This window comes from Mycobacterium sp. (genome assembly GCF_049585075.1).
Taxonomy (GTDB): Bacteria; Actinomycetota; Actinomycetes; order Mycobacteriales; family Mycobacteriaceae; genus Mycobacterium.
The window spans coordinates 1-9,854 of the sequence record NZ_JBAUZA010000005.1 but is presented as its reverse complement, the minus strand read 5'-3'; the positions used below and the strand labels follow the sequence as shown (position 1 = coordinate 9,854).

Below are 9,854 nucleotides of genomic sequence, written 5' to 3'. Positions count from 1 at the left end.
AAGCCGAACGTCGGAAAGAGCTCACTGCTCAATCGGCTGGCCGGCGATCAGCGCTCGGTGGTCCATGAAGTCGCGGGAACCACAGTCGATCCCGTGGACTCGCTGATCGAAATGGAAGGCAAGGTCTGGCGTTTCGTCGACACCGCGGGACTGCGCCGCAAGGTTGGGCAGGCAAGCGGGCACGAGTTCTACGCCTCGGTGCGCACCCACGGCGCTATCGATGCCGCCGAAGTGGTCATCGTGCTGATCGACGGATCGGTGCCGCTGACCGAGCAGGATCAGCGGGTGCTGTCGATGGTGATCGAGGCCGGACGAGCACTGGTGTTGGCGTTCAACAAGTGGGACTTGGTCGACGATGAGCGGCGCTACCAGCTGGACAACGAGATCGACCGGGAGCTGGTACAGGTGCGCTGGGCGCAGCGGGTCAACATTTCCGCGAAAACCGGCCGGGCCGTCCAGAAGCTGGTGCCGGCATTGGAAAGTGCCCTCGAGTCGTGGGACGCCCGGATCGGCACCGGTCGGCTCAACACCTGGATCAAGGAAGTGGTGGCTGCGACACCGCCGCCGGTGCGCGGCGGCAAACAGCCGCGGATCCTGTTCGCCACCCAGGCCACCGCCCGTCCACCGACGTTCGTGCTTTTCACCAGTGGATTTTTGGAGGCGGGGTACCGCCGGTTCCTGGAGCGACGGCTGCGGGAGACCTTCGGCTTCGAGGGCAGTCCGATCCGGATCAACGTGCGGATGCGCGAGAAGCGGAAAGCCAAGCGCTGAACGCAGCGCCGAAATGACGCCCGATAGGGTCTTTCGGTGCCGCTTTCACATGCGATCTTGGTTGCCTTAGCCGGCTTGGTCGCGGGCGCGATCAACGCGGTGGTGGGGTCGGGCACGTTGATCACCTTTCCGACGCTCGTCGCGCTGGGTTTTCCGCCGGTGACATCGACGATGTCCAACGCGGTCGGGCTGGTTGCGGGCAGCGTCTCGGGTACCTGGGGTTACCGGCGCGAGCTGGATGGTCAGTGGAATCGGCTGCGCTGGCAGCTGCCCGCCTCGGTGGTTGGCGGCATCCTGGGCGCCTGGCTGCTGCTGCACCTGCCGGAGAAGGTGTTCATCGACGTGGTTCCGGTGCTGCTGATCATCGCGCTTCTCCTGGTGGTCGTGGGGCCGCGGATCCAAGCGTGGGCGCGCGACCGCGCCGAGAGAGCAGGCCGCTCTACGGACGACGTATCGCCTCGCCGGATGACCGCATTGGTCGCAAGCACTTTCGCGATCGGCATTTACGGTGGCTATTTCACTGCGGCGCAAGGCATCCTGCTGGTCGGTGCCATGGGTGCGCTGTTGCCAGAATCGGTGCAGCGGATGAACGCTGCGAAGAACCTGCTGGCGCTTGTCGTGAATGTCGTTGCGGCGCTGGCTTATACATTGGTAGCGTTCGATCGGATCAGCTGGTCGGTAGCGGGCCTTATCGCGGCTGGCTCACTGGTCGGCGGATGGTTGGGCGCACATTATGGTCGGCGACTGTCCCCAAACGCGTTGCGCGCTGCGATCGTTGTGGTCGGCCTCATCGGCGTCTACCGGCTGGTGACCATCTAGCCGGTTAGCCCTGTTGCACGACGTTCTGTCCGCCGAAATTCTCGATGGCCGGCGAGCCGGCGTGGTAGGTGATCTGGTTGTTGAAGCCGGAGGCGTCGATGGAGTCGACGGCGTCGACAATGATCGAGTTCTGGACGCCGGACACATTCAGGCTTGCGCAGTGGCCGGTGATCACGACCTTGTTGGAAATGCCGCTGACGTTGACAGCGCTGTTGTTGCAGGCGATCGTGCGGTTCTCCTTGATCCCGGAGATGGTCAGCGTGGCACCGGCCGGCGCTGTGGGCGCTGAGCTTGGCGAGCCCGACGATGCAGGGGCGGGGGTTTGCGCCGCGCTGGCGGAGGGGGCCGCGCTATTCGAGGAGACGGTCGGATTGGGCAGCAGAGTGGTGAACCCACCGTGCGTCGCTCGGTTGATGCCGAAGACCGCAAGCCCCAGCGGGACCGCAATTGTCCCAATGATGAAGAAAGCGGCCAAGATCCACCATATCCGGTAACGAGAGGTGGGCCGCGGCGATGTCCAGGGGGACGGGCTGCCGAAACTCGGCGGCGGCGGTGGATAAGCGGGACCGGGTGGGGCAGCCCATTTGCCCGGTGGCGGATTGACGCCGGCTTCGGACGCACGCGCCGTGTCGGCCAATGGCCGTTCGAGCTCCCGAATTCGGGCTTCGGGGTCATCCTCGGATTCCATCAACAGATGGTCCCATAACAAGATCGGACGAATAGCTCAATCGCATTCGGTAGTTTTTGCATCGTGCCTGAGTTGAACAACCGCCAGATCGTGTTGCGTCGCCGCCCTGTCGGCCTAGTGCAGTCCGCTGACACGGAGTTGGTCACCGCGCCGGTCCCCGAGCCAGCCGAGGGTGAGGCGCTGGTGCGCACCACCTATGTGGGCCTTGACGCCGCCGTCCGGACCTGGCTCAACGATCAACCGGGCTACCTACCGCCGGTGCAGGTGGGCGAGGTGATCCGGGCGGCGGGGATCGGCGAGGTCGTGTCGTCGCGTTGTGATGCTTACGCCGTCGGCGACGTCATCACCACCTTGACCGGCTTCCAGGAGTACGTGATTGTCCGCGACGACGTGTTCAGCACGCCCATTGCCGGGGAGAGCGATCAGCTGGCGATCATGTCGGTGTACGGGCCGACCGGCGCGACGGCCTATATCGGGATGACCGACGTCGGTCGACCGCAGGCCGGGGACACCGTGGTGGTTTCGGCCGCCGCGGGTGCCACGGGGTCGGTGGCCGGCCAGATCGCCAAGATCGCCGGCGCCCGGGTGGTGGGGATCGCGGGAGGGCGGGAGAAGTGCCGAGCAGTGGTCGAGGACTTCGGGTTCGACGCGTGCATCGACTACAAAAACGACGACCTGGAAGCGGCGCTCAAAGAACACTGCCCTAAGCGCGTCAATGTCTATTTCGACAACGTCGGCGGACCGATCCTCAACGCGGTGCTGGGCCGGCTGGCGACGAACGCACGGGTCGTGCTCTGCGGCGTCATCTCCAGCTACCTGACCGGCGAGCATCCCGGACCGGCCAATTACGTGAACCTGCTGTCCAAAACCGCGACCATGCAAGGTTTCAACGCGCTCGATCAGTGGGGCCGCTTCGACGAGGCCTTCGCCTCGCTTCGCCAGTGGGAGCACGAAGGCCGAATCAAGCACCGCGAGACCATCTTTGAGGGCATCGAGTCGTGCGTCGATGCCCTCAACGGGCTGTTCACCGGGGCCAACATCGGCAAGATGCTGGTCAAGTTGAGCGAACCCACAACCGGCTAGGGCACTTCTTGGATACGGATCATGGTGCCTGCGGGGTCACGCACGGCGCAGTCGCGAACTCCGTAGGGCTGCTCGGTCGGCTCTTGGACGATGTCGGCGTCGGCAGCCTGCAGCCGGTCGAAGGTGCCGTCGAGGTCCTTGGTGGCCAGCACGATTATCGCGTAGGTGCCCTTGGCCATCATCTCGGCGATGGTGCGGCGTTCGTCGTCGGTAATCCCAGGGTTTGCGGTCGGCGGACTCAAAACGATTGATGTGCCAGGCTGATTCGGCGGACCGACCGTGATCCACCGCATCTTGCCCTTACCGACGTCGAGGCGGACCTCGAAGCCCAGGGTGTCGCGATAGAACGCCAGCGAGGCTTCCGGGTCGTCGTGCGGGAGCATGCTTGAGTGAATGGTGATGTCCATGACGATCACGCTAGGTGCAGCGTGGCGGCGGGCGCTTCTTGATTCCTGACCGGTCTGGTGACTTGCTTCTCCATACACGATGGCAGCCCCGCTGTCGTGCGAGCTGTGTGGTCGCGGTAGTTACTGGGTGACATGCCGACCAGCTCGCTGAAGCGGGTACTGAAAGTGCCCAGTGACGAGCAGCCGACAGCGAAACAGACGTCGGTGACGCTGAGGTCGCCGCGACGCAGCAGTGCCATCGCGCGCTCGATACGCCGCGTCATCAGATAGGAGTACGGCGACTCGCCGTAGGCGATTTTGAATTGACGGCTCAGGTGGCCGGCCGACATGTTCGCGTCGCGGGCGAGCGCCTCGACGTTCAGCGGCTGGGCGTACTCGCGGTCGATCCGGTCGCGGACGCGGCGCAGTCGCGCGAGGTCGCGCAGGTGTTGCTCGTCGGCAGGTCTGGATCCCACCTGCGCGATGGTGCCATGTCGCGTTGGGGTGGGGCGAGCTTCGCCGTCTGCTGTAGGCTTTCCACCTGCTGTCGGTGATCCATCGGCGGCACCGGGCTGTGGCGCAGTTTGGTAGCGCACTTGACTGGGGGTCAAGTGGTCGCAGGTTCAAATCCTGTCAGCCCGACGTAGGTCAGAAGCGGTTTTGCCAGCCATCGCTGAGGTACCAAACGGTTGACTATCCGCCGCGAGCTAGTTCTGCCAGTCGTTGGAGCCGTCGTTCCTTGTGTAGGCACCGGTGGAGTGCGTCACGATGACGGGGTCACCGGGACCGAAAGTGTCGAAGAACCACTTTGCGTTGGTGGGGCTGATGTTGATGCAGCCGTGACTGACGTCGCGTTTACCTTGGTCATCAACAGACCATGGAGCGCTGTGCACGAAATCGCCGCTGTTGTCGAATTTCACGGCTAGATCGACGGTCACCCTGTACCCGTTCGCCGAGCTGACCGGGACCCCGTAAGTCGAGGAATCCATCACCACCGAGGGCATCTTCTCCAGAACGTAGAAAGTGCCGTTCGGCGTTTGGTGGCCGCCGGACGCCATGCCCATCGACATCGGGATCGTCTTCTCCACGGTCCCGTTGCGGGTGACGGTCAGTTGGTGCGTGGCATCGTCGGCCGTGGCAACCAGGGTGTCTCCGGTATGGAAGCTCGACACTGTGCCGCCCGCATCGACGGTCACCTCGGTGTGGGCGGGCCAGAAGTTCAGTGGGCGCCAGCGCAGCTGCGTGGGGCTCTGCCAATAGAACTTGCCGTCAACCGGGGGGACCGAAGAAACGTGGACGGCGCTCTCGGCTGCGCCGGCGTCATCGACCAGCCCGGGAAAGTTGATGAGGATCGGCTGGCCCACACCCACCGTCGCTCCGTTGCCAGGGACGATCCTCGGCGGTCCGAATAGCGCCGTGCCGGCGAACGGTGGTGGCGGCGCAGGCGGGCCTGCGGGTGGCGCGACAACCCCTGGATCACCGGGAGCCGGATCCGGATCCGCCAACGCGGGACCCGCACTCAGAACCAGCAGCCAGCCCAATATAGAAGCCACTCCGGCTGTCTTCATAACGGCGATGAGGCTTCCCCCCGTAAACCCCGACATATACAGTCCTCCAGTCGCTTTGTGGAAACAGTGTTGCATAGCGTCCAGGCCAGCCATCTCTTCTTCGGCCGCCGGCGGCGGTCCGTAACCTGTGGCTCCGAAGTTCTAGCCAAACCTGCGGTTTGGTCGTGAGGCTGTCACGACTTTGTCACAGCAACCCCGAAACTGGTTGAGATTCCTTGGGACGCCGTGGGACCACTTGTCGAGATTGCCGACCTTTCAAGCACCGCGGCCACGGCCTCGGACCACCTCGAATGGACTGGGGGTCAAGTGGTCGCAGGTTCAAATCCTGTCAGCCCGACACAGGTCCGATGGCATTTTTATGGTTGTGGACCCGCTTACACCACAGCCTCGATCACTGACGATTCGGTGCAAATGTCCGCCGACGGGAGCTACGGTGATCCTCATTAGCGCCTCGCTCGACTCAGAGGAGATGTGATGGCGGCCAGGGAAACGAGCGCCTATCAAACCGTCGTGGTCGGCACCGATGGCTCGGACTCGTCGCTGCGTGCGGTGGACCGCGCAGGCGCGATAGCTGCGGATCACGGCGCGAAATTGATCGTTGCGTCGGCGCATCAGCCGGCCCGCGAGGAAAAGGGCGGTTGGAGCGTGCCGCCGGGGAGCACTCACGGCGAGGACTACCGGACGGTGGGTGACGCCCCCGTCTACGCGATCCTGCAAAACGCGAGGGAGCGGGCGCACAAAGCCGGGGCAAAGAACGTGGAGGAGAAGTCGATCGTCGGTGCCCCCATCACCGCGCTAGTGGACCTAGCCGAGGAGGTCCACGCCGATCTGCTGGTCGTCGGCAACGTCGGACTCAACAGCGTCGCCGGGCGGCTGCTGGGATCGGTCCCAGCCGAAGTCTCCCGCAAGTCCAAAACCGACGTGCTAATCGTCTACACCACCGGCTGACTCACCTACTCAGTTGTGATGGGCACCTTGAGATCGCCCAAGAGCCGGCGGACGTGTTTTTCGATGTCGTCGCGGATCGGACGCACCCCGTCCAACGATTGCCCGGCCGGGTCGGGCAGGGTCCATTCTTCGTAGTGTTTCCCGGGATAGATGGGGCAGGCATCGCCGCAGCCCATGGTGACAACGACGTCGGCGGCTTTTACGATCTCATCAGTCCAGGGCTTGGGAAATTCCTCGGCGATATCGATGCCGACCTCGGTCATTGCCTCGACGACGGCGGGATTTAGTTGGTTGCCGGGTTCGGATCCCCCTGACCAGGCCACCGCCCGATCCCCGGCCAGGCGGGCAAAGAACCCGCGCGCCATCTGGGAGCGCCCGGCATTGTGGGTGCACAAGAACAGCGCCGTGGGTTTTCCGTCGCTGATCTTGCCTTCCACCCGGGCCACTGCGTTGAGGCGCTGGCGGGCAAAGCGTTCGGCGAGCAGCGGCAAGTAATTCGCGATGGTGGCCCGCTCGGCGAGCTCGTCGTAACACGAGAGGAGGAACCGTTCGATAGTCTCCACGCCGAACATTTCGGAAAAATCGCGTTGCAGGTCGCTCGCGGCGACGTGCAACGCCAGCTCCTGTAGGTCGCTGTGCACGCGCGGGCCCAACGGGTCGGGGCTTTCGGTCATGACAAACACTCCACGGATCGATAGTAGTTTCCTGTCGTGTTGCGAGACGATCAACCTCGCCCGGCCACGCGGATTGACCGCCGGCCCAAGCTGCCCCGGCGCCTGCCCCGCGCAAGCACCCGGAATTCGTCCGTAATCCAGGGCGGCCACGGCTTCGTCGAGCAGGCGCACCTGCAGTTCCCATAGATTCACCTTGAGAGCGAAACGCGCCGAGCGTGTTGGTAGTGTGCTGACCGCGCCGGACCCGCTAAGCAGGGGACCTCGAGCTCAGCCGAACGTTAGGTTGATTCCAAATGGTTCCAGACGGGCCTGCGAAATATGCGGCCGTTCAACGGACTTCAGCCCGATAACTTAACCGCTGTTTGGTCGCGGCGGCTACTAATGGCCCGGGAGGGCCGGCAGATCATCTCGGATGCCTTGTAAATCGCCTTGAATGCGTTGCAGATCGCCTTCGATGCGTTGCAGGTCAGAAATCGCATTCTGGGATGCCTGCTGCGCCTGGTCCTGGTTGCCAGGTTTGTATAGAGGGCAGTACGAGACTATGGCACCCGCGACGAAGTCGGCGCTTTGATTGGGGTCCCATATCGACGTTCGCTGCACGAGGCTGACGGCCTCCTGGAAATTGGGTTGGTGCGCTAGGAAGTCGCAGACCGCGTGCCCGTGGATCGTCACGTATTCGGGGCTGGGAACTGGCAGGCCCTCCTGTTTCAACGCGTCGATCAACGCCCTGTCGACAATGTCTGCCGACGAAACGGGTGCTTTCGGCGCGGCCGGGGCGGGAGGGTTCGGCATAGCCGGGTCAGGTCGCGCACTTGACGGCGGGGCTGCAATCGGCTGCGCCGCCGGATGTGTGTTGTGAACGGTAAACATCACCACTAACACGGCGGCTGCGGCGACTAGAGACAGCGGCAACGCCGCGCGGGGGCCGATGCGCCACAGCACCCCCTTACCAATGGGCAGGCGTGATTTTGTCCGTTTCGCCACACCGCGGATCGGTGTCGAAAACGACCTCGGTGCCGATGCCTCCGGACGGTGCCCTAGGCGCTCATCAAGAAGATCGTCGATCTGACGACTCGACAGCTCGCCGCCGTGCTCGCGGATTGAGCGGCGCAACTCTGCGTGGCGCCGCAGCTCGGAGTCGATCGTCTTCTGATCGCGCATGGTTTGAGCGTAAAGCAGCCTGACAGTGTTCGTTTGGGCAATGGCCGGGCAACTCGAACCCGTTCAGCGGTACAGAATTTCCGCAACCGCATATCACCCCACGCCACCAGGCGTGGCGGGGGGAGACATGTGCGACCGGATTAGGAGGCCGGGGTTGGAGGCTGACCCGGTGCCGGAGCGGAGTTCGCCGGTGCACCAGGAAGCCCGCCAGGTGCCGGACCGGAATTCGCCGGAGCACCCGGCCCAGCGTTGCCCGGCACGTTCGACGTCCACATCAGAATGTCCTGCAGTCCGTCGTTGTAGACGACGCCATTCGGCGGTGCGCCTGTCACGTCGAAGTACAACGTCCCCGTCGATTCGCTGCCTTGCGGGATCGGCGCCGGGTTAAGGCCATTCGGAACCTCAACCTTGTCGATCAGCTTGTAGGTCTGACCGTTGGGCCCGCGGGCGCTGAAGTCTCGAACCATGGGGGTTACGGTTCCGCCATCCGACCTGGCGGTGATGTCTGCCTGGTAGAGGGTGCCTTTAGGGGTGAAGCCAGGAATTGCGATGGTGCTGGGCTGCAGGTTGCTCACCGTGTAGGTGGTCACCAACGGTCCGTCGATCAGCGGCTCACTGGTGCCGAATCCCTGGATGTTTGGCGGCGCCGCCGCGGCAGTTCCTGCGGCCACGACGCTCGCGGCAGCTATTCCCGCGGCCCCGACAGCCGTCTTGAAAGTGGTCGTTGTGAACTTCACGATGAGCTCCTTCTTCGCTCCTTGTTGTTTGAAACGGTCGCCCGACATTTAGGTGAGACCGAACTGAATCGGCATAGCCAACCGGCGGCGATTTCAAACGTCATCGCATGCCAAATGCCGGTCCGGCCCTCGTTACCTCGGGGAATGGCGCGATTTTCGTTATCCCCGGACGCGCGTTCGAGCATCGCCTGCCAGCAATTAGAAAACTGACACCGCGGCAACTATCAAATTGCCTCTGGCATTGATTTAGTGCCCTCGTGCGATGGCACCCCAAGGGTCATGTCGTGATCGGGCCCGTTTTTCTCAAGGCTGTTCGAGGATTCGGCAGACAACTCTGCGCCTGAGGACTATCTTGCAGCTACCTTAGACACGCCTAAGAAAACCTCGACGCCGTCAGGAGCCGGCGATGGCTCACCAATCAAGGACGCGGAATCGGCGGGCGCGCAACGGAAAAGCTCGCCGACGTCGTGTGATCGGTCCGGTTGCGGTTGCCGGCGCGTTTCTGGCCGCGACGATGACCTCGACGGTCGCCGCGCCGAATGCTCATGCCGACGGGTTTGACTCGATCTTCGACTCAATTGTCAATTCCATCGCCGGTTCCTTTGCCGGCTTGACAGATCCGCTGGCCGGTCTGGGGTCGCCCACTGCTGACCTAGCCGCCAGCACCAATCTTGGCGTGGGCGCAGCGGATTCGGCACTGGTGGCCGCCTCCGATCCCTCTCCTGCTGCTAGCTCATTCGACACGATGCTTCAGACGCTCGCCCAAGAATGGATCGCGAGTCCATTTGGTGCGGCATACGACGCACAGCTCAATACGCTGTGGCACGACCTCGGCAACAGCGGCATGCTGATTGGCAACGGCGCTGACGGAACGCCGGGCTCAACGTTGGCAGCGGCCAACGGCGAAGCCGGCGGGTTGTGGTTCGGCAACGGCGGCAACGGCGCCACCGATGCGCTCGGCCAGGGCGGTAACGGCGGGGACGCCGGGATGATCGGCAACGGCGGCAACGGCGCTGCCG

Annotated in this window: 12 protein-coding genes and 1 tRNA gene; 6 read left to right on the top strand and 7 right to left on the bottom strand. The window is 63.7% G+C overall.

Annotated elements, in window-relative coordinates; genetic code table 11:
- A partial coding sequence (locus WB785_RS00225) for a GTPase (protein ID WP_424076692.1) occupies positions 1-771 on the top strand: 771 nt, incomplete at its 5' end.
- A gap of 36 nt (positions 772-807) precedes the next feature.
- On the top strand, positions 808-1,590 hold the full coding sequence (locus WB785_RS00220; protein WP_424076691.1) for a sulfite exporter TauE/SafE family protein: 783 nt from the start codon (positions 808-810) through the stop codon (positions 1,588-1,590).
- Between the two features lie 4 nt (positions 1,591-1,594).
- Here WB785_RS00220 and WB785_RS00215 read toward each other — a convergent pair whose 3' ends face one another.
- Positions 1,595-2,278, bottom strand: a complete 684-nt coding sequence (locus WB785_RS00215; protein WP_424076690.1) for a DUF3060 domain-containing protein — start codon at positions 2,276-2,278, stop codon at positions 1,595-1,597.
- A 63-nt stretch (positions 2,279-2,341) separates the two neighbouring features.
- Between WB785_RS00215 and WB785_RS00210 the strand changes: the two genes are divergently transcribed.
- Positions 2,342-3,361 (top strand): NADP-dependent oxidoreductase, encoded by a 1,020-nt coding sequence (locus WB785_RS00210; protein ID WP_424076689.1) that lies wholly within the window; start codon positions 2,342-2,344, stop codon positions 3,359-3,361.
- Here the strand turns inward: WB785_RS00210 and WB785_RS00205 are convergent.
- Together WB785_RS00205 and WB785_RS00200 are read right to left on the bottom strand one after the other, a co-directional pair.
- Positions 3,358-3,768: a VOC family protein gene (locus WB785_RS00205; RefSeq protein ID WP_424076688.1), complete on the bottom strand. Its 411-nt coding sequence runs from the start codon at positions 3,766-3,768 to the stop codon at positions 3,358-3,360. The genes WB785_RS00210 and WB785_RS00205 overlap by 4 nt on opposite strands.
- A gap of 5 nt (positions 3,769-3,773) precedes the next feature.
- On the bottom strand, positions 3,774-4,223 hold the full coding sequence (locus WB785_RS00200) for a helix-turn-helix transcriptional regulator (protein ID WP_424076687.1): 450 nt from the start codon (positions 4,221-4,223) through the stop codon (positions 3,774-3,776).
- A 92-nt stretch (positions 4,224-4,315) separates the two neighbouring features.
- On the opposite strand from WB785_RS00200, the gene WB785_RS00195 reads away from it, so the two are divergent.
- A tRNA-Pro gene (locus tag WB785_RS00195) sits at positions 4,316-4,389 on the top strand.
- A 65-nt stretch (positions 4,390-4,454) separates the two neighbouring features.
- On the opposite strand, the gene WB785_RS00190 is transcribed toward WB785_RS00195, so the two are convergent.
- Positions 4,455-5,351, bottom strand: coding sequence for a L,D-transpeptidase (locus WB785_RS00190; RefSeq protein WP_424076686.1), 897 nt, complete (start codon positions 5,349-5,351; stop codon positions 4,455-4,457).
- Between the two features lie 438 nt (positions 5,352-5,789).
- Between WB785_RS00190 and WB785_RS00185 the strand changes: the two genes are divergently transcribed.
- Positions 5,790-6,263, top strand: a complete 474-nt coding sequence (locus tag WB785_RS00185) for a universal stress protein (RefSeq protein WP_424076685.1) — start codon at positions 5,790-5,792, stop codon at positions 6,261-6,263.
- A 5-nt stretch (positions 6,264-6,268) separates the two neighbouring features.
- On the opposite strand, the gene WB785_RS00180 is transcribed toward WB785_RS00185, so the two are convergent.
- The 3 genes from WB785_RS00180 to WB785_RS00170 all read right to left on the bottom strand — a co-directional run bounded on the left by WB785_RS00180 (position 6,269) and on the right by WB785_RS00170 (position 8,835).
- Complete coding sequence (locus WB785_RS00180) at positions 6,269-6,937, bottom strand: arsenate reductase ArsC (protein ID WP_424076693.1); 669 nt, start codon at positions 6,935-6,937, stop codon at positions 6,269-6,271.
- A 378-nt stretch (positions 6,938-7,315) separates the two neighbouring features.
- Positions 7,316-8,098 carry a DUF732 domain-containing protein gene (locus tag WB785_RS00175; RefSeq protein ID WP_424076684.1) on the bottom strand — a complete coding sequence of 261 codons (783 nt, stop codon included), beginning with the start codon at positions 8,096-8,098 and terminating at the stop codon, positions 7,316-7,318.
- A gap of 140 nt (positions 8,099-8,238) precedes the next feature.
- On the bottom strand, positions 8,239-8,835 hold the full coding sequence (locus tag WB785_RS00170; protein WP_424076683.1) for a DUF1942 domain-containing protein: 597 nt from the start codon (positions 8,833-8,835) through the stop codon (positions 8,239-8,241).
- Positions 8,836-9,304: 469 nt separating this feature from the next.
- On the opposite strand from WB785_RS00170, the gene WB785_RS00165 reads away from it, so the two are divergent.
- The coding region (locus WB785_RS00165; protein ID WP_424076682.1) for a PGRS repeat-containing protein at positions 9,305-9,854 on the top strand (550 nt) is incomplete at its 3' end.

What these genes read in the sequence shown, in the direction of transcription:
- WB785_RS00215 (WP_424076690.1), bottom strand. Translation starts at nt 2,278, where the DNA reads ATGGAATCCGAGGATGACCCCGAAGCCCGAATTCGGGAGCTCGAACGG.
- WB785_RS00205 (WP_424076688.1), bottom strand. Translation starts at nt 3,768, where the DNA reads ATGGACATCACCATTCACTCAAGCATGCTCCCGCACGACGACCCGGAA.
- WB785_RS00190 (WP_424076686.1), bottom strand. Translation starts at nt 5,351, where the DNA reads ATGTCGGGGTTTACGGGGGGAAGCCTCATCGCCGTTATGAAGACAGCC.
- WB785_RS00185 (WP_424076685.1), top strand. Translation starts at nt 5,790, where the DNA reads ATGGCGGCCAGGGAAACGAGCGCCTATCAAACCGTCGTGGTCGGCACC.
- WB785_RS00180 (WP_424076693.1), bottom strand. Translation starts at nt 6,937, where the DNA reads ATGACCGAAAGCCCCGACCCGTTGGGCCCGCGCGTGCACAGCGACCTA.
- WB785_RS00175 (WP_424076684.1), bottom strand. Translation starts at nt 8,098, where the DNA reads ATGCGCGATCAGAAGACGATCGACTCCGAGCTGCGGCGCCACGCAGAG.